Source organism: Nonomuraea longicatena (assembly GCF_039525605.1).
Lineage (GTDB): Bacteria > Actinomycetota > Actinomycetes > Streptosporangiales > Streptosporangiaceae > Nonomuraea > Nonomuraea longicatena.
Window position 1 is genome coordinate 23,461 of the sequence record NZ_BAAAHQ010000015.1, and the last position, 17,886, is coordinate 41,346.

18 protein-coding genes and 1 pseudogene are annotated in these 17,886 nt (G+C 71.4%); 8 read left to right on the forward strand and 11 right to left on the reverse strand.

Translation table 11 applies throughout. The features are described 5' to 3' along the window. A partial coding sequence (locus tag ABD120_RS15645; RefSeq protein WP_343950602.1) for a GntR family transcriptional regulator occupies window positions 1-233 on the reverse strand: 233 nt, incomplete at its 3' end. On the opposite strand from ABD120_RS15645, the gene ABD120_RS15650 reads away from it, so the two are divergent. Continuing rightward, on the forward strand, window positions 232-1,146 hold the full coding sequence (locus tag ABD120_RS15650) for a DMT family transporter (RefSeq protein WP_343950603.1): 915 nt from the start codon (window positions 232-234) through the stop codon (window positions 1,144-1,146). The two genes, ABD120_RS15645 and ABD120_RS15650, sit on opposite strands and share 2 nt — an antisense overlap. Before the next feature lie 53 nt (window positions 1,147-1,199). Continuing rightward, window positions 1,200-2,222: a hypothetical protein gene (locus tag ABD120_RS15655; protein WP_343950604.1), complete on the forward strand. Its 1,023-nt coding sequence runs from the start codon at window positions 1,200-1,202 to the stop codon at window positions 2,220-2,222. Between the two features lie 45 nt (window positions 2,223-2,267). On the opposite strand, the gene ABD120_RS15660 is transcribed toward ABD120_RS15655, so the two are convergent. Next, window positions 2,268-2,741, reverse strand: a complete 474-nt coding sequence (locus ABD120_RS15660; protein WP_343950605.1) for a GntR family transcriptional regulator — start codon at window positions 2,739-2,741, stop codon at window positions 2,268-2,270. A 512-nt stretch (window positions 2,742-3,253) separates the two neighbouring features. After that, window positions 3,254-3,811: a TetR/AcrR family transcriptional regulator gene (locus ABD120_RS15665; RefSeq protein WP_343950606.1), complete on the reverse strand. Its 558-nt coding sequence runs from the start codon at window positions 3,809-3,811 to the stop codon at window positions 3,254-3,256. An 87-nt stretch (window positions 3,812-3,898) separates the two neighbouring features. On the opposite strand from ABD120_RS15665, the gene ABD120_RS15670 reads away from it, so the two are divergent. Continuing rightward, window positions 3,899-4,711, forward strand: coding sequence for an SDR family NAD(P)-dependent oxidoreductase (locus ABD120_RS15670; protein ID WP_343950607.1), 813 nt, complete (start codon window positions 3,899-3,901; stop codon window positions 4,709-4,711). 18 nt (window positions 4,712-4,729) lie between these two features. Here the strand turns inward: ABD120_RS15670 and ABD120_RS15675 are convergent, their stop codons facing one another. Then, window positions 4,730-5,395, reverse strand: a complete 666-nt coding sequence (locus ABD120_RS15675) for a JAB domain-containing protein (RefSeq protein ID WP_343950608.1) — start codon at window positions 5,393-5,395, stop codon at window positions 4,730-4,732. Between the two features lie 174 nt (window positions 5,396-5,569). On the opposite strand from ABD120_RS15675, the gene ABD120_RS15680 reads away from it, so the two are divergent. Beyond that, on the forward strand, window positions 5,570-6,487 hold the full coding sequence (locus ABD120_RS15680; RefSeq protein WP_343950609.1) for a Rossmann-fold NAD(P)-binding domain-containing protein: 918 nt from the start codon (window positions 5,570-5,572) through the stop codon (window positions 6,485-6,487). A gap of 180 nt (window positions 6,488-6,667) precedes the next feature. On the opposite strand, the gene ABD120_RS15685 is transcribed toward ABD120_RS15680, so the two are convergent. Further along, the gene (locus ABD120_RS15685) at window positions 6,668-7,384 is read right to left on the reverse strand and encodes a GntR family transcriptional regulator (RefSeq protein ID WP_343950610.1); all 717 of its coding nucleotides are present in this window, start codon (window positions 7,382-7,384) and stop codon (window positions 6,668-6,670) included. Between the two features lie 627 nt (window positions 7,385-8,011). Between ABD120_RS15685 and dapA the strand changes: the two genes are divergently transcribed. Next, window positions 8,012-8,929, forward strand: coding sequence for a 4-hydroxy-tetrahydrodipicolinate synthase (dapA, locus tag ABD120_RS15690; protein WP_343950611.1), 918 nt, complete (start codon window positions 8,012-8,014; stop codon window positions 8,927-8,929). 54 nt (window positions 8,930-8,983) lie between these two features. Beyond that, the gene (locus tag ABD120_RS15695) at window positions 8,984-10,669 is read left to right on the forward strand and encodes a ribonuclease J (protein WP_343950612.1); all 1,686 of its coding nucleotides are present in this window, start codon (window positions 8,984-8,986) and stop codon (window positions 10,667-10,669) included. A gap of 32 nt (window positions 10,670-10,701) precedes the next feature. Here ABD120_RS15695 and ABD120_RS15700 read toward each other — a convergent pair whose 3' ends face one another. The 3 genes and pseudogenes from ABD120_RS15700 to ABD120_RS15710 all read right to left on the reverse strand — a co-directional run. Then, window positions 10,702-11,460 (reverse strand): ABC transporter permease subunit, encoded by a 759-nt coding sequence (locus ABD120_RS15700; RefSeq protein ID WP_343950613.1) that lies wholly within the window; start codon window positions 11,458-11,460, stop codon window positions 10,702-10,704. Beyond that, window positions 11,457-12,188 (reverse strand): ABC transporter permease, encoded by a 732-nt coding sequence (locus tag ABD120_RS15705; protein WP_343950614.1) that lies wholly within the window; start codon window positions 12,186-12,188, stop codon window positions 11,457-11,459. The genes ABD120_RS15700 and ABD120_RS15705 overlap by 4 nt, the downstream gene beginning before the upstream one ends. Window positions 12,189-12,262: 74 nt before the next feature. Continuing rightward, window positions 12,263-12,904: pseudogene (locus ABD120_RS15710) on the reverse strand (ABC transporter ATP-binding protein); the annotation flags it as partial. A 101-nt stretch (window positions 12,905-13,005) separates the two neighbouring features. Between ABD120_RS15710 and ABD120_RS15715 the strand changes: the two are divergent. Both ABD120_RS15715 and ABD120_RS15720 read left to right on the forward strand, forming a co-directional pair. Beyond that, window positions 13,006-14,112: a sensor histidine kinase gene (locus tag ABD120_RS15715; RefSeq protein ID WP_343950616.1), complete on the forward strand. Its 1,107-nt coding sequence runs from the start codon at window positions 13,006-13,008 to the stop codon at window positions 14,110-14,112. After that, on the forward strand, window positions 14,109-14,747 hold the full coding sequence (locus ABD120_RS15720; protein WP_343950617.1) for a response regulator: 639 nt from the start codon (window positions 14,109-14,111) through the stop codon (window positions 14,745-14,747). Before ABD120_RS15715 ends, ABD120_RS15720 begins: the two co-directional genes overlap by 4 nt. 4 nt (window positions 14,748-14,751) lie before the next feature. Here the strand turns inward: ABD120_RS15720 and ABD120_RS15725 are convergent, their stop codons facing one another. The 3 genes from ABD120_RS15725 to ABD120_RS15735 all read right to left on the reverse strand — a co-directional run bounded on the left by ABD120_RS15725 (window position 14,752) and on the right by ABD120_RS15735 (window position 17,840). Continuing rightward, a complete protein-coding gene (locus ABD120_RS15725) occupies window positions 14,752-15,243 on the reverse strand; it encodes a DUF402 domain-containing protein (protein WP_343950618.1) in 492 nt (163 codons plus the stop codon). A 231-nt stretch (window positions 15,244-15,474) separates the two neighbouring features. Then, window positions 15,475-16,587 carry an alpha-amylase family protein gene (locus ABD120_RS15730; RefSeq protein ID WP_343950619.1) on the reverse strand — a complete coding sequence of 371 codons (1,113 nt, stop codon included), beginning with the start codon at window positions 16,585-16,587 and terminating at the stop codon, window positions 15,475-15,477. Next, a complete protein-coding gene (locus ABD120_RS15735) occupies window positions 16,584-17,840 on the reverse strand; it encodes a glucarate dehydratase family protein (RefSeq protein WP_343950620.1) in 1,257 nt (418 codons plus the stop codon). The genes ABD120_RS15730 and ABD120_RS15735 overlap by 4 nt, the downstream gene beginning before the upstream one ends. Window positions 17,841-17,886 lie beyond the last annotated feature (46 nt).

Consider the following 17,886-nt stretch of genomic DNA (forward strand, 5'->3'; position numbering starts at 1 on the left):
TCGGCGGCGGCGTGCCGCGCCGGGCGGTCGGCCACGTACGCGCCCGCGCCCGGCCGCGTCACCACCCTGCCCTCCGCCGTCAGCCTGCCGATCGCCCGCGACACCGTCACGGGGCTGACGCCGTGCCGCCGCATGATCTCGCGGCTGGACGGCAGGCGGTCGCCCGGACGCAGCCGGTCCACCTCCTCGCGCAGTATCGCGGTGATCTGGGCGATACTGCTATCGTCTGTCATGAAATCTGAGAATAGCGCTATCGTCGCCGGTGGAGTAGCGGTCCCCCGCGCCGGGCGTGGCACCGCGCTCGCCTTCCTCGGAGTGCTCGCCTTCTCCGGCTCCCTTCCCGCCACCGTCTTCGCGATGCGGGGCTTCGACCCCTGGCTCGTGGCCATCGGGCGGGCCGCGCTGGCCGGGTTCGTCGCCGCGCTCTGCCTCAGAGCCGCCGGGCGGCCGATGCTGCCGCCCCGGTCCCAATGGGGGTCGTACGCGGTCATCTCGGTCGGGGTGGTGTTCGGGTTCCCGGTGCTCAGCGGGCTCGCGCTCGACCTCGGGGCGGGGACCGCGCATTCGGCCGTCGTCATCGGGCTGCTGCCCGCCGCCACGGCGGCCTGTGCCGTACTGCGGGCGGGGGAACGGCCCCAGCCGCTGTTCTGGGCGGCCTGCGCGGCCGGGGCGCTGGCCATCACGGCCTTCACTCTCACCCGGGCCGACGGGGGCGTCGCCGGGTGGGCGGACCTGCTGCTCGTGGGGGCGCTGGTGGCCGCGGCGGCCGGGTACACCGAGGGCGGGCGGCGGGCGCGGAGCGTGCCCGGGTGGCAGGTGATCTCGCACGTGCTGGTGCTCTCGCTGCCGGTGACGCTTCCGGTCACGGTGGTGCTGGGTCTCAGCACGCCGGTCGTGCTGTCGGCGGAGGCGGTGGCCGGGTTCGCGTACGTGGGGCTGGTGTCGATGTTCCTGGGGTTCATTCCCTGGTACGCCGGGCTGGCGATGGGGGGAATCGCGCGGGCCGGGCAGACGCAGTTGACGCAGCCGTTGCTGACGCTGGTGTGGGCGTGGGGGCTGATGGGGGAGAGGTTCGGAGTGGCCACTGTGGCGGCGGCGGTCGCGGTGCTGGTCTGTGTGGCGGTGAGTCAGCGGGCCCGGCTGTAGGGCTTTGAGCGGAGTTGGAACTCCCGATGCTTGAATGGACGGGGAGGCGCCGTATGGGAGAGCTGACCGTGCCGGAGGGTGGGTTCTGGCCTGCGCCGGAGGTGCCGCAGCCGAACATCTACCCCATGGAGTGGCGCGTCGAGACGGAGAAACTCGCCGCGATCTACCAGAAGTCCAAGACCACCCTGTGGAACCCGGCCGACCTGCCGTGGGACGGCCTGCGGCCCGAGGACTTCACCCGTGAGCAGCGGCTGGGCATCATGTACTGGTTCTCGGTGCTCGCGAACTTCGACGCCTCCGGGCCTGCGGTGTTCGCCCGCGCGACCATCCAGGCGTTCGAGAAGCACGAGGAGGATCCGGTCCGTAAGTGCTTCTTCTCCATCACCCGCGACGAGATGAACCACGAGGAGTGCTGCCAGCGGACGATCGCCCGGCTCTGGCCCGGCGGCCCGCTCGACTGGACGCCCGCCGACGACCTCGAACGCGCGGCCCACAACAACATCGGCTGGCTGTACCACAACGGCGGCCGTTACTGGACGGGGTACACGGCCGCCGTGAGCAAGTACTCACTCCCTGTCCTGTTCACGAGTTTCATGATGGGGGAGATGGCGGCCTCGACCCTGTTCAGGGGGATGGCGTCGGGGACCGGGCATCCGGTGTTCGGCGAGATGTTCCGCCGCATCGGCCGGGATGAGTCCCGACATCTCCAGATATGCATGACCATCTTGGAGAAGGAGTGGCCGGGTCTGACCGACGAGGTGAAGTCGCTCATCACCCGGCAGCTCCGAGCCGGATTCGTCTTCCTGTCCATGATCCTCTGGGAGCCGCCGGAGGGGTTCTGGGAGCTTCCGCCGTACTTCCTCCCCAACCACCGCGTCCTCATGGACAAGGCGCGGGACGCGGGGCTCGGCGTGCTTTCGTACGAGGAGCAGGCGGAGAACTGGCGGCAGGCGATGGCCCGCATCCGCGCCATCGTCGAACGCTGGGGCATCGCCTTCCCGGCCATCCCGGAACTCGACCTGGACGGCGTGGCGGTCGACGCCATCGACCCCGAGGACATCATCCCGGTGTTCTAGCCGTTCCCGACCTCTGCGGTCAGAACACCTGGACGGCAGGGGCGGTCACCCGCCTGGCCATGACTCCTTCGGCGTGACATAGCTGCCGCGCTGGGCGACCGTGTAGATCCAGCCCTCCTCGCGGAGGAGCGCGACGGCACGTCTGGCCGTCTCACGGGCGACGTCGTACTGCTGGACCAGCGCGGTCTCGCCGGGGATGCGCCGGCGCGGCTGGTACCGCCCGGCCTTGATCGCCTCGACCATGTCCTGCGCGATCTGCTGATAAATCGGGATCTTGCGTGGCGCGCGTGGCGCCTGGTCGGGGCCGACGAACGTGCCCTCGCCTTGGACGGTGTAGATGAGGCCCTCTTCGCGAAGCACGTGGATCGCCCGCCGCGCCGTCGTTCGCGCTACGCCGAACTCCTGCTGGATGGCCGCCTCGCTCGGAACCGGCTGTCCGGAGTCGAGCTCCGCGACGCGGTTTCTGAGGATCTCGGCGATCTGCAGGTAGAGGTGAGTGTCTCCATCATGGTCGAGCACATACGCAAGATAGACGTTCGGGTACGATCCTTCCCATAATGGTCCGTCTAGGTGGGCGAGTGCTCTCGTCTACCTAGACACTGAGATACGACTAGACATATTCTTCCTCTGTGTACCCGAGCGAAGACTGCCCCGGCGGCATACACCTCTCGTCATCGGTGGTGGTCACCGAGATCGAATGGAAGCTCGCCGTACGCCGAGTGAGGGGGGTGCGCGTGTATGAGGCCACGTGTCCGTGCCAACCCGTCGTCTATGAACTGTGTGCCGCAGGTGGGCTGATGTTCATACGAAGGAGCTGCGAGGCGGGCTCGCGCACGCAGGAGTCATCGTGGGAGAGAGCGGCGACCATGGAAGAAATCTGGGGGCGCCTTCTCGCGTCTGGCCGACCCCCTGATCATTCGGCCCGGCCGAGCAGAGCTGAGGAAGTCAGCTTGCTTGGCTGGTGGGAGCAGGTGCAAACGACGTCGCCGAATGAACGAGAGCCCGTGGCGGTGATTCGCGTGTTCGGAGGGTCAGGTGGCCAGGCCGCGTAGTGCCAGGGTGACGTGATGGTCGATCATGTCCGGTTCGTGCTCGGGGATGAGTTGTGCGATGCGGACGAGGCCGAGCAGTTGGTAGGCGAGGTCGTCGGCCGTCACGTCCGGGGCCAGGGTGTGGTCGGTCGCGGAGCGTTCGAGCGCTTCGCGGCCGACGGTTCGCAGGTGTTCGAGGCATCGTTCGAGCTCCGCGTCGGACGGTGCTCCGGCCGCGAGCAGGTCGATCACGGCCTTGTTGCCGACGACCTGGTTCAGCGTTCCGGTGAAGAACTCGCGCAGGGCCTCGATCGCCGAGCCCTGGGCAGGGAGGCGGGTGGCGGCGAGATCGGTGAGGTCGGCCCCGGTGATCGCCTGCAGCAGGTCGTCCCTGGTCGGGAAATGTCGGTACAGCGTGCCGACGCCCACGCCCGCCGATGCCGCGACCGCGCGCATGTCGACGGACAGGCCCTGGGTCCGGAACGCCTCTTGCGCGGCCGTCAGGATGCGCTCCTTGTTCGCCACGGCGTCACGTCGTCGTTTGCGCGCTTCTGCCATGCCCTCAGTGTAACGATTCGGAACGCGTGTTCCGTATCGCGCTAGGCTGTTCTGGAACATGGGTTCCGGATATGAGGAGTGTGGAGCGTGAGGACGATCGTGATCACCGGAGGCACCGACGGGATGGGTGCCTCCTTGGCCCGCCACTATCTGGCCGCAGGTGAGCGGGTGGTGGTGATCGGGCGAAGCCGTGCGAAGTTCGACGCATTGCTCGCGAGCGTGGTCCCGTCGGCGCGGCCCAGGGCCGGGTTCATCGCGGCCGACCTGTCTCTCGTCGAGGACAACCGTCGTGCGATCGACCGGCTGATGCGAGATCACGACCGCATCGACGCCCTGATCCTCGCGGCTTCGTACATTCGGCAGCGGCGGTACGTGACCTCCGAGGGGCGCGAGGCGTCCTGGTCGCTGTTCTTCCTCAGTAAGTACCTGTTCGTCACCGAACTCGCCGAGTCGCTGCGTACGGCGGACCGGCCGGTGATCGTGAACACCGCCGTCCCGGGTGCCCGCGCGGACGCGATCGACTTCGACGACCTGGAGATGGCCGACGGCTTCACCTTCAGGCGGTCCAACGCGCAGCAGCGCCGGGCCAACGAGGTCCTCGGCATCCTCGCCACCGAGCGGAATCCCGCCCTCGGCTACCTCACCTGGGGGCCGGCCCGGCTGGTCCGCACCGGGTTCGCCGGTGAGGTCGGGACGGGGATGAAGGTCGCGACCGCGATCCTGGGACCGCTGCTGGGCCAGCGGGCCGAGGACGCGGTCCGGCCGATCATCCGTCTCGTGGACGCCCCGGCTCCGGGGCGAGCGGCCTACCGGGGCGCCGAGGCGCTTCCCCTCACTTCCGGCGCACAGGACGAGAACGACGCCGCTCGCCTCGCCGCCGCCGTCCGGGCGAGCCTCTGACGCACTTCGAGGCGGGATTCAGAGCTCGGGAGCGCCAATGCGGCGCCACGCGGTGTCCGTGACGACGAGATGGTCGAGAAGGCGCAGGCCGACGGTCTCGGCCGCGGCGGCCACGGCCGCCGTCGCGGCGCGGTCGGCCGCGCTGGGTTCGAGGGAGCCGCTCGGGTGGTTGTGGGCGAGGCCGAACGTGGCTCCGCCCGCCGTCAGCACGGTCCGCACGATGTCGCGGACGGGGAAGGCCGTGTGGTCGGAGCCGCCCTCACTGAGGACGGTACGTCGGAGCACCGCGCCCCGGGCGTCGCAGACGACCAGGACCAGGCGTTCGCGGGCGAGGCCGCGCAGGAGCGGGGCCGCCACGTCGGCGAGGTCGGCGGAGCCGGTCACCCGCGACCGCTCCGCCTTCTCCGAGGCCCGCCGCGCCAGTTGGAACGCGGCCGTCACCCGGGCGGCCTTCGCGGGGCCCACCCCTGGCACCGTCAGCAGGCGATGGGGATCCACTCTCTCGATTTCCGACAGGTCGCCGCAGAGGTTGATGACCTCGGCGGCGAGGTCGAGCGCGCTGGAGCCGCGGAAGCCGGACCCGAGCAGGAGTGCGAGCAGTTCGCGGTCGGCGAGCGCGGCGGCTCCCGATGACAGGAGCCGTTCGCGGGGCCGTTCGTGGGCGGGTAGGTCCTTGACGCGCACTCTCGGGTTGTATCAATTCTCACCGACAGATCGCCGGGCGCTGTGCCGTCAGCGAACCCGCCCGCAGTGCAGGTCACCGCGAGGTTGAATATATGTATGCAAATACTTATTTTGGGTGGAACAGCGTGGTTGGGGCGGGAACTTGCCCGGCAGGCCCTGGGCCGAGGTCATCAGGTGACGTGCCTGGCTCGCGGAGAGAGCGGTGAGGTCACCGACGGGGCGCGGCTGGTCGTGGCCGACCGGCGGGCGCCCGGGGCCTACGACGCGGTGGCCGGCCAGGACTGGGACGCCGTGCTGGAGGTTTCGTGGCAGCCCGGCTTCGTACGCGGGGCGCTAGAGGCGCTGGCCCCCAGAGCCGCGCACTGGACCTATGTCTCGTCCGTCAGCGTCTACGCCGACCACGGCCAGATCGGGGCGGACGAGTCCACCCCGCTGCATCCCGCCATCGACCAGGACGAGGTCGACTCTTCCCAGTACGGCCCGGCCAAGGTCGCCAGCGAGCAGGCCACGTCGGCGGCCGTCGGCGACCGCCTGCTGATCGCCCGCCCCGGCCTGATCGGTGGACCCGGTGACGCCAGCGGCCGCTCCGGCTACTGGGCGGCCAGGGCGGCCCGTGACCCGCACGGCCCGATGCTGGTCCCCGACACCCCCGACGCTCCCACGCAGGCGATCGACGCGCGGGATCTGTCCTCCTGGCTCCTCGACTCGGCCGAGCGGGGCCGCACCGGCACGTACGACGCGGTGGGCCCGATCGTCTCCTTCGCCGAGTGGATCTCGCTGTCCCGCTCCGTCGGCGGCCACACCGGACAGGTGGTCACGGCCGAGTCCTCCTGGCTCCTGGCGAACGAGGTGGCGGAGTACATGGGACCGGAGTCGCTGCCGATGTGGCTCGTGGAACCTGGCTGGGAGGGCTGGTCCGCCCGGCCGGGGAAGGCGGCCCTGGCCAACGGCCTCACTCACCGGCCCCGGGCGGACATGGTGGCCGACACGCTGGACTGGGAGCGTACTCAGGGGCTCGACCGTCCCAGGCGCGCCGGCCTGAGCGTGGAGCGGGAGAGCGACCTGCTCGCCGCGCTCGCTGGTTCACGGTGACTCGGCAGGCCTGACCGGACAGGCGCGGAGGTCGGGACCCCGTCCGTCGGCGCGGACGGCACCCGGCGGCCGTCCGCGCGGCGGATCCGCCTGCCTGAGGGGAGGGCGGCGTTCCGCAGCGCGACGGTCCCGTCGTTGCCGGAGGTCCGAGTGATCACACGGGCGAATCACACGGGCGAATCACACGGGCATGGTGTACACCACCTGGAAGCGATCACCCGGGATCACGATGTCGCTGGTCTCCACCGGTCGTTCGCCCGCCCAGTGGGTCCGCTCGACGTGCAGCACGTGCACCCCGCCCGGCAGGTCGAGCGCGTCCCGCTCGGCCGGGCGCGGCACCCGGGTGTGCACGCTCTCGACGATCTCGGTGATCTTCACGCCGTGGGCGGACATCCTGCTCGCCAGCGTGCGCCGCTCCTCCTCGGAGTGCGCGGCGAACTCGATCGGCTCGTAGGAGGTCGCGAGCTGCAGCGGTTTGCCGTCCCCCCGGAAGACGTACCGCGTGCGCGAGACCGTGACGGACTCGTCCACGCGCAACCGCCGGGCGATCTCCGGCCCCGCCTCGGCCCGCTCGCTGTGCCAGTCCCAGGTCACCCGGCGGCCCTGCGACTGCAGGTCGGCCGCGAAAGGGGACGGGTGTTCGAGGTGGCGCCAGCGGTGCAAGGGGGAGAGGTCGGGTCGTTCTCGTACGTAGTGACCGGATCCCACCCGGCCGATGATGAGTCCTTCGGCGGCGAGGACGCGCAGCGCGTGGCGCGCGGCCGTCTCGCCGACCTGGTATTTGCGGGTGAGTTGCGCCCGTGAGGGGATGGGCGCGCCCGGGAGGAGAGTTCCGTCGTTGATCTGCCGCCGAATGTCTTCGACGACGCGCAGGTAGACCGGATCGGAGGTGGCCACTAGTGCATCCCTGGGGTTCGTGTGAGGCGTTGCCCCATGTTGCCGTATTCGGCAGGTAACCGACCGTCATCGCCGAGTGTTGGAGTACCAACTTTGCGGTGGCGGAAAATTGTCCGCGAAAGGTTGTAACGCCGCCGTAAGGGTGTCCGATTCTCCGGTAGAGGCCGCCGATGTGTGTACCCCCGAGCACATATCGGCGGCCTCTGCCACGCCCACAGCGGGATAAACCCCCGCCCATGCTACGGCAAAGCCCCGCCCCACCCCTCCCCCCGACCAGTGCGAACGGCCTCCAGGGCGCTCCTCGCCCCACCTCCTCCCGCCGCCACGCCGCCCCCTGGGCCGGTTCCCGGCGCCCGGCCGGGCGGCGTTACACACGGACGCCGTCAGAGGGGTACCGCCTTGGAGGCCGTCGGCTGGAAGCGGCCGGGAGGCGTGGGCCGGGGCGGAGCCGTGACGGAGAACGGGGTGGAGCCGTAAGAGAACGGGGTGGGGCCGTGACAGAGAACAAGAGCCGTCGGCGGAGAGCGAAAGCGGCGCTGGGCTGTAACGATGGGGCAGAGCCAAGAGAAGGGACAATGTGGGGTGGCGTTGTCCTAGGGCTTTTGGAATACAGGTAGCGTTCGCACTATGGCATCGCCTACTGGAACCGACGACGCACCCTTCGGCCGCATGCTGACCGCCATGGTCACCCCGTTCGCCCACGACGGCACGGTCGACTACTCCGGCGTGCGCCGCCTCGCCGCCCACCTGGTCGACGAGCAGCGCAACGACGGCCTCATCGTCAGCGGAACCACCGGCGAGTCGCCCACCACCACCGACGAGGAGAAACGCCGGATCCTCGCCACCGTGCTCGAAACCGTGGGCGACCGCGCCACGGTGGTCGCCGGGGCGGGCACCAACGACACCCTCCACAGCGTCGAACTGGCCAGGGCCGCCGCGAGGGAGGGCGCGCACGGCCTGCTCGTCGTCACGCCGTACTACAACAAGCCCCCGCAGGAGGGGCTTTACCGGCATTTCGCCCAGGTGGCCGACGCCACCGCGCTGCCGGTCATGCTGTACGACATCCCGGGCCGCAGCGGCGTGCCGATCGCGACCGAGACGCTGATCCGGCTGGCCCAGCACGAGCAGATCGTCGCCGTCAAGGACGCCAAGGGCGACCTGTTCGCCGCCGGCCAGGTGATGCTCGCCACCGACCTCGCCTTCTACTCGGGCGACGACCTGCTCAACCTGCCCTGGCTGAGCGTCGGGGCGGCCGGGTTCGTGAGCGTGGTCGGCCACGTGGTCGGCGCCGAACTGGCCGAGATGATCCACCTGCACCGCGACGGGCGCCCGCAAGAGGCTTTGGAGATCCACCGCAGGCTGCTGCCCGTGGTCGACGGCATCATGCTGCGCGCCGGGGGCGCGATCATGGCGAAGGCCGCGCTCCGGCTGGCGGGCGTGCCCGCGGGGCCGGTGCGGCTGCCGCTGGTGGACGCCGACGAGCGGCAGCTCGCCGAACTGCGTACCTGCCTCGTGGCAGGCGGAGTGAAGTTGACAGACTCGTGAGAACGGGGAGGACAAGGAAGTTTTGCGAACACTAACGAACAGGGCGGGTGGCTCATGAGTCATCCGCATCCGGATCTCGCGCCGCCTCAGCCGCTGGCCGACGGCGGCCTGCGCATCGTCGCGCTGGGCGGCCTCGGCGAGATCGGCCGCAACATGGCCGTCTTCGAGTACGACGGGCGGCTGCTGATCGTCGACTGCGGGGTACTGTTCCCCGAGCCCGACCAGCCGGGCGTCGATCTGATCCTGCCCGACTTCGAGTACATCAGGGATCGCCTCGACGACGTCGAGGCGCTCATCCTGACGCACGGCCACGAGGACCACATCGGCGCCGTGCCGTACCTTCTGCGCGAGCGGCGCGACATCCCGCTCGTCGGGTCCAGGCTGACGCTGGCCTTCATCGAGGCCAAGCTCACCGAGCACCGCATCCAGCCGGCGAAGATCGAGGTGGTGGAGGGCCAGCGCGACCGCTTCGGCCCCTTCGAGTGCGAGTTCCTCGCCGTCAACCACTCGATCCCCGACGCGCTCGCGGTCGCCATCCGCACCCCGGCGGGGCTGGTGCTGCACACCGGCGACTTCAAGATGGACCAGTTGCCCAGCGACGGGCGGCTCACCGACCTCGGCGGCTTCGCCAGGCTCGGCGCCGAGGGCGTCGACCTGCTGATGTCCGACTCGACCAACGCCGAGGTGCCGGGCTTCGTCACCAGCGAACGCGAGATCGGCCCGGTCGTCGACGAGGTCATCCGCACCTCCGGCCAGCGGGTGATCGTGGCGAGCTTCGCCTCCCACGTGCACCGCGTGCAGCAGGTGATGGACGCCGCGGCGAAGTACGGCCGCAAGGTGGCGCTGGTCGGCCGCTCGATGCTGCGCAACATGGGCATCGCCCGCGACCTCGGCTACCTGAACGTGCCCCCCGACCTCATCGTCGACTCCCGCGACATCGAGGAGTGGCCGCCGGAGGACGTCGTGCTCATCTGCACCGGCTCCCAGGGCGAGCCGATGGCGGCGCTGTCGCGGATGGCCAACCGCGACCACCCGATCCGCATCGCGGAGGGCGACACGGTGCTGCTGGCCAGTTCGCTGGTACCGGGCAACGAGACCGCCGTCAACAAGGTGATCAACGGGCTGACCCGGTGGGGCGCCCGGGTGGTGCACAAGGGCAACGCCAAGGTGCACGTCTCCGGCCACGCCGCCGCCGGTGAGCTGCTGTACGTGCTCAACCTGACCCGGCCGTCCAACTTCATGCCGGTCCACGGCGAGTGGCGGCACCTGCGGGCGCACGCCAGGCTGGCCTCGCTCACGGGCGTCCCCGACGACCACATCGTGATCGCCGAGGACGGCGTCGTCGTCGACCTGGTCGACGGCCGCGCCCAGATCGCCGGCGCCGTGCACGCCGGGTACGTGTACGTGGACGGCACCTCCGTCGGCGAGATCACCGACACCTCGCTGAAGGACCGCCGCATCCTCGGCGACGAGGGCTTCATCTCCGTCGTGGTGGTGGTCGACTCGCAGACCGGCAAGCTGACGGCCGGTCCCGAGATCCACGCGCGCGGCTCCGGCATCGATCCGGCGCAGTTCGAGCAGTTCATCCCGCAGATCGAGCGCGCCCTGGAGGCCAAGGCGGCCGACGGGGTCGTGGACATGCAGGAGATCCGCCGGGTGGTCCGGCGCACGGTGGGGCGCTGGGTGAGCGACACCTACCGCCGCCGGCCGATGATCATCCCGGTCATCGTGGAGGTCTGACCGTGAGGGGTACGGCCGGGCGGCCGTACCCCTCACGCGTCCCTGCGGCGCAGCAGCCACGCCCCCGCGAGCAGCGGCACCACCGCGTACGCGGCCAGCACCAGCGCCGCCACGACCGGCGGCAGTATGTCGCCGAACACGGAGTTCTCCAGGCTGGCGCCGGAGATCTGCCGGGGCAGCGCCGCGATCATCACCGAGTTGACCCGCTCGTTCCAGGGTGCGGGCAACTGGTTGAACAGCATCGGCAGCACGTACACGAGCCCGGCGAGCACCGCCACGGCCGCGCCCGTCCTGCGCAGCACCGCGCCGAGCCCCAGCCCGAGCAGCGCGTACACCATCACGGACAGGCCGGTGACGGCCAGCGTCGGCCAGCGCTCGGCGAACGTGGCGACGGGGTAGCGGCCGTCGAGCATCAGGTGCACGAGGAAGAACGTCCCGAACACCGTCACCACGCCGACGGCCAGCCCGAGCGCCGCCACCACGACGGCCTTCGCCGTGAGCACCGGCAGGCGTCTGGGCACCAGGGTCAGGCTGGTGCGCAGCACCCGGTCGGAGACCCAGGTGAGCACACCGAGGATGCCCATGCTGAGCTGCGGCAGCATGACCACGACCTCCTCCACCTCGGCGATGCTGGCACTGCGCCGCATCGACGGGGTGGCCGTGTCGTACATGGCGATGGCCGACCAGGCGATGAGGGCGCCGACGGCCAGGGCGGCGAGTCCGGCGCCGATGCTCACGTAGCCGGACCTGATCGAGCGGATCTTCACCCACTCCGAGGCCAGCACGCTCATACGTCCCTCCTCCGCATCAGGTGGTGGCCGGCCGCGAGCGGGATCACGGCGTAGGCGAGCAGGGCGAGCACCGCCGCCCACGGCGGCAGTGTGCCGTCGCCGCCGACGGCCGAGGTCAGGTCCCGGATCAGGACGGCCGACAGCCGCTCGTTCCACGGCTCCGGCAGATAGGCGGCGATGCCGGGCAGCACGAACAGCAGCCCGGCGACCGTGACGATGCCGCCCGCCGTCGAGCGGGTGGCCAGGCCGAGGCCGAGCCCGGCCAGCGCCAGCACCGCGACCGACAGCACCGGGCCGGCGACGGTGTGCAGGCCGTCGCTGCGGTAGTCGACCAGGCCGTCACCGGCGAGGACCCGGCCCACCGTGTACGTGGCCAGGATCACCACCGTGCCGGTCGCCAGCGTCACGCCGCCGACGGCGACGGCCTTGGCCAGCACCAGCCGTCCGCGGCTCGGGACCGCAGCCAGGGTGCTCCTGATCTGGCCGCCGGCGTACTCGGGGGTGATCGCCAGTACGCCCAGGACGGCCATGCTGATCTGCACCAGCGGCAGGAATCCCAGTTCCGGCGCCATCGCGCTGACCGCGCGGCCCCGGTCTTCGGCGACGTCCGCGACGTACAGCGTCCAGACCAGGCCGAGGACGATCGTCAGCGTCGCCACGCCGACCGCCTGGGCGGTGGCGGGCACCGAGCGCATCTTCACCCACTCGGCCGACAGCGCCGCCCTCACCGGTTGGCTCCGTACTCAAGGCTTGCGGCGGTGAGCTCCAGGTAGGCCTCCTCCAGAGAGGGGTAGCGCTCGGTCAGCTCGCTCACGGTGGCCTGGACGACCAGCCGCCCCCTGCCGACGATCACGATGTGGTCGGCGGTGAGCGCCATCTCGCTCATCAGGTGGCTCGACAGCAGGATCGTCCGGCCCTCGCCCGCGAGGCCGCGCATCAGGTGCCTGATCCAGCGCACGCCGTCCGGGTCGAGGCCGTTGACCGGCTCGTCGAACATCAGCACGCCGGGGTCGCCGAGCAGCGCGGCGGCGATGCCGAGGCGCTGCTTCATGCCGAGCGAGAATCCGCCCGCCTTCCTGCGCGCCACCCCCGCGAGCCCCACCTGCTCCAGCACCTCGGCGACGCGCGTCTCCGGCAGGTCGTTGCTGAGCGCCAGGGCCAGCAGGTGGTTGTAGGCGCTGCGGCCCAGGTGGACGGCGCCCGCGTCCAGCAGTGCGCCCACCCGGGTCAGCGGGCGCGGCAGGTCCACGTACCTGCCGCCGTCGACCAGTGCCTCGCCCGAGGTGGGCGTGTCCAGGCCGAGCACCATGCGCATGGTCGTGGACTTGCCCGCGCCGTTGGGGCCGAGGAATCCCGTCACCCGGCCGGGCTCCACCCGGAAGGACAGGTCGTCGACGGCGAGCGTGTCGCCGTAGCGCTTGGTGAGGTTTCTGAGCTCGATCACGCCTCCAGGCTGGGCCCTCGGCCCGGTCCCGCACATCGGGCCAGGCTCCGTCAGACCCAGGTATGACGCGGCCCGCCCGGCGGGCCGGGTACCGTCTGCGGGTGGACCTGTTCGCCAAGCGGCTCGGCCGCGCCCAGCTCGTCGGGCTCGACTGCCTGGCCGCATGGGCGTTCGTCCTGGTCTACCTGAGCGAGGCCGGTCTCACCCGGGCGGGCTGGGTGCTCGCGCTGGCCGCGCCGCTGGCCGTACGCCGCCGGTGGCCGCGCACGGTGTTCGCGGCGACCTTCGCCGTCGCCTGCGTGCTCACCTGGGGCGGGGTCGTCACCGGCGCGTTCGGCGCCCCCGCGTACGCGATCTACCTGGTGGCGGTGGCCTCGAAGCGGCGGGTGCGCGTCGACTACGTCGTGATGGGCGTGCTGATCGCGGTGCTGTTCGTCAGCATGTTCGGCGTCTCGGCGCCCGTGGTCCGCCAGGCCGACGGCGCCGTCATGATGGGCCTGGCGGCCGTCATGTGCTCCTACGTCATCGGGCTCGTGGTGCGCGAGCGGCGGGCCTTCGCCGCCCGCGACGCCGAGCGGCTGGCCCAGCAGGCCGTCGCGGAGGAGCGGTTGCGCATCGCCCGCGAGCTCCACGATGTGGTCGCCCACAGCGTCGGGCTGATCGCGGTCAAGGCGAGCGTGGCCAACCACGTGATCGCCAGCAGGCCGCAGGAGGCCCGCGACGCGCTCAGCGTGATCGAGGACGCCAGCCGCGACGCGATGACCGAGATGCGGCAACTGCTCGGCGTGCTGCGTTCGGCCGAGGCGCCCGACCTCGGCCCGGCGCCCGGCCTCGACGGCCTCGCCGAACTCGCCGAACGGGCCAGGCTCGGCGGCGTCGAGGTGCGGCTCCGGGTCGGCGACCTCGGCCGGGTCCCGCCCGGCGTCGGGCTGTCGGTCTACCGCATCGTCCAGGAGGCGCTCACGAACGTGGTCAAGCACGCCGCCCCGGCCGCGTCGCAGGTGACGGTCGAGGACGACGGCGGGTGCGTGCGCGTCGAGGTGCTCGACGACGGCCCCGGCCGCCGCAGCCTGCCCGGCACCGGCACCGGGCACGGGCTGATCGGGATGAGGGAGCGGGTCATGATGTACGGCGGCACCTTCGAGGCCGGGCCGGGCCCCCGGGGCTTCCGGGTGGCGGCGGTCCTGCCGTACGGGGGGTCGCCGTGATCAGGGTGCTCATCGCCGACGACCAGGCGCTGTTGCGGGGCAGCTTCCGGGTGCTCGTCGAGTCCGAACCCGACCTGGCCGTCGTCGCCGAGGCCGAGGACGGCGCGCAGGCCGTCGCCCTCACCAGGAGCGAGCGCCCCGACGTGGTGCTCATGGACGTGCGGATGCCGGGCATGGACGGCATCGAGGCCACCCGCCGCATCGGCGGCGACGCCCGGGTGCTCATCGTGACCATGTTCGACCTCGACGCCTACGTCTACTCCGCGTTGCGCGCGGGGGCCAGCGGCTTCCTGCTCAAGGACACCCGCCCCGGCGACCTGCTGGCGGCGATCCGGGTGGTGGCGGCGGGGGAGGCGCTGCTGGCGCCCACGGTGACGCGGCGGCTGATCGAGGAGTTCGCCCGCACGCCCTCGGCCCCGGTGGTGCGCGGGCTGGAGGGCGTCACCGGCCGCGAACGCGAGGTGCTCACCCTCATCGCCCGGGGCCTGTCCAACGCCGAACTCGCCGCCCACCTGCATCTCAGCCTGGCGACCGTCAAGACGCACATCGGGCGGCTGCTCACCAAACTGGGCGCCCGCGACCGCGCCCAGCTCGTCATCGCCGCCTACGAGGCGGGGCTGGTGCGCCCTTCGTGAGGTGTCAGCACACCTCGGCCAGCCAGCGGGTGTGGGTGAAGCCGTCGAACGGGGTGGCGCCGTCGGCCACGGCGCGCATCAGCATGCGGGCGGTCTCCTCCGCCATGGTGACCACGTCCGGCGGGTAGCCGTAGCGGTGCTGGTGCTCGGAGAACTCGTCCACGTCGTCCAGGTAGACCTCGCCGGTCTGCCGCTTCACCACGTCCAGGTCGAGGTCGACCATGCTCACCTCGTCGTCCTGCCATTCGGGGACCGTGGTGACGTCCACGTAGAGGGCGGAGGAGTGCTCCTCGGTGTTGAACAGCGCCACCCACCAGGCTTCGCGCGGGAAGAGCATCACGAACGGCGTGGGCCAGGTCACGGGCGGACCGTCACCCTTGGCGCCCTCGGCTCCGGCGTGGCACCCGGCCCAGACGCCGTGCTCGTCCTCACCCAGCAGCAGGGCCTCGTGGTGCCAGTGCAGCGAACCGTCGTACTTCCTGAAAACAACGCGCATGCTTCTCTCTCCGCCGGTTCTCTCCGTCACGGGCGATCCAGCTCTTTTACGGCAAAGCCCCACGAACCGCCGCCCACCGCACCACCTTACGGCCTCTCCGTGCGCTCCTCGCGGGTCGTGCTTGTCACCGGAACGCCGTGACGGCCGGGGATCGCGCGGCGAGGAGCGTATTCCTGGAGGCCCTCGGCGGGGGTCGGCGGGTGGCGGGTGGAGCGGCTGTGCCGTACGAGATCAGGAGAGTGCCGCCCGGAGGGCGGCCAGCCGGGACGGGCCTGCCAGGCCCGCGTGGTACAGGTGGAACTCCGAGGCCCCCGCCCGCCGGTAGGCGGCGAGATGGCCCGCGAGCACCTCGGCGTCGGCCGGACGCGGCGGCAGGACCAGCACGTACGCTCCCACCCGCTGCCCCGGCCCGGCCATCGCGCCCAGTTCGCGCAGCCGGGCGGTGTCCGCCGCCGGATCGCCCCAGCAGTTGCCCACCAGCACGTCCGCGCCCGGCTCCCCGGACGGCAGCGCGGCGAACGCCCCCGCCGCCCACGGGCTCGGGTTGGCGTGCAGTGTGATCGGCGTGCCCGGCGCCACCGACCGCGCCACGGCCACCAGTCGGGCGCGCAGCCGCGCCGACAGCCCGACCCGCGCGGCCCGCACCTCGTCGGCGGCCGCCCCGAGCGCCTCCTCGACACTGCCGACGGCCGGGTCCGGCCGGTCGACGGCGGCGCGGACCAGGTCCCGGACCCCCGCCGGATAGCCGCCCGCGCAGGCCACGCAGAAGCACAGCGACAGCAGGTCGGCCAGGTGCCCGTTCCAGTCGGCGCCCGAGGTCTTCTCATGGCTGTGCTGGTGGCCGAAGCCCATCGGCCCGCACGCCTCCAGGATGATCCCGTCCGGCTCGCCGACGGTGAGGATCTCGCGCACCACGCGCTCGCAGTAATCGACGACGTCGGGCCGCGCCGGGCACAGCGCGTGCGTGTACGGGTCGCCGAACGCGTTGCGCACGACCAGCTCCTGGTGGGCGGCGCCGAGGTGAGAGTTGTGCGTGAGCACCGTCCAGGCCAGCACCTTCAGCCCCGCCGCCGTGAGCGCGTCGCGGGCGCGCAGGTAGGCGTCGGGCGCCGTCCACGACGGAGAGGCGGGCACCAGGGCGCCCCACGCCTCGGGCCGGACCGGCAGGTAGAAGGCCGAGTGGGCGACGTCGAGCACCCGGTGGCCCGGATGGTACGGCGTGGCCGCCCGCGTCGAGTGGTAGGAGGCCGCCAGCGCGACCGCCTCGACGCCGAGCCCGGCCAGGCGCTCGGGCGCGGCCGGGTCGCCGACGACGTCCCAGGGGTAGGCGTAGGCGATGTTCACCAGTGGGCCCTTCTCACGGTGAAGTCCGGCTGGAAGCGCCGCATGTACCCGAGGTCGTCGCGGGCGGTGAGACCGCAGGCCAGGTACTGCTCGTGCATGGCGGCCAGCGCGTCCCTGTCCAGTTCGACCCCGAGCCCCGGACCCGGCGGCACGGGCACGGCGCCGTCCACGAAGCGCAGCGCGCCCGGCTTGACGACGTCCTGGCCGTCCTGCCACGGGGTGTGGGTGTCGCAGGCGTAGGTGAGGTTCGGGGTGGCGGCGGCCAGATGGGTCATGGCGGCCAGGCTGATGCCGAGGTGGGAGTTGGAGTGCATGGACAGCTCCAGCCCGAACGTCCCGCACAGCGCCGCGACCTGCGCCGAGCGGGCGAGGCCGCCCCAGTAGTGGTGGTCGAGCAGCAGCACCTGGATCGCCTCCTGCGCGAGCGCCTGCGGCAGGTGCTCGGGGGTGACGACGCACATGTTGGTCGCCAGTCGCGCGCCGCTCTCGCGGGCGACCCGCGCCATGCCGGAGATCTCGGGCGCCGGGTCCTCCAGGTACTGGAGCACGCCGTCGAGTTCGCGGGCGACGCGGACCGAGGTCGCGACGGTCCAGGCGGTGTTGGGGTCCAGCCGCAGCGGCACGCCGGGGAAGGCCGCGTGCAGCGCCCTGATCGCGGCGATCTCCCGGTCGGGCGGGAAGACGCCGCCCTTGAGCTTGATGGAGCGGAAGCCGTACTCCTCGATCAGCAGGGCGGCCTGGGCGACCAGGCCGTCCGGGTCGAGGGCGGTGCCGAAGCGGTCCGGCTCGGCGTCCGGATGGCCGGCCCACTTGTAGAACAGATAGGCGCTGTACGGCACGGCGTCGCGCACCCGCCCGCCCAGCAGATCACAGACGGGGACGTTTGCCGCTTTGCCCCGGATGTCCAGTGCGGCCACCTCGAAGGGGGAGAAGACCCGGTCGACGCTCTTCTCCTTGGAGGAGGCCCCGGTCAGGCCGTGCAGGTCGCCGACGACGTCGCCGACGATCGCGCTGATCCGCGCGTACATCTCGTGGGTGTGGTGCACGTCCAGGCCCACCAGCGCCTTCGCGCACTCGCGGACCTTGTCCAGGTGGGCCAGGTCGCCGTAGGTCTCGCCGAGGCCGCTGTGTCCGTCGTCGGTGACCACCTCGACGACGGTGCGCAGCGCCCAGGGCTCGTGCACTCCTGCGGCGTTCAGCAGCGGCGGGTCCCGGAAGGCGACGGGCGTGACACGGATCTCCTGAATGACCATAGAACCGCCGTCCATATATGTGAACAATCGCCAGGTTTGTGGACAG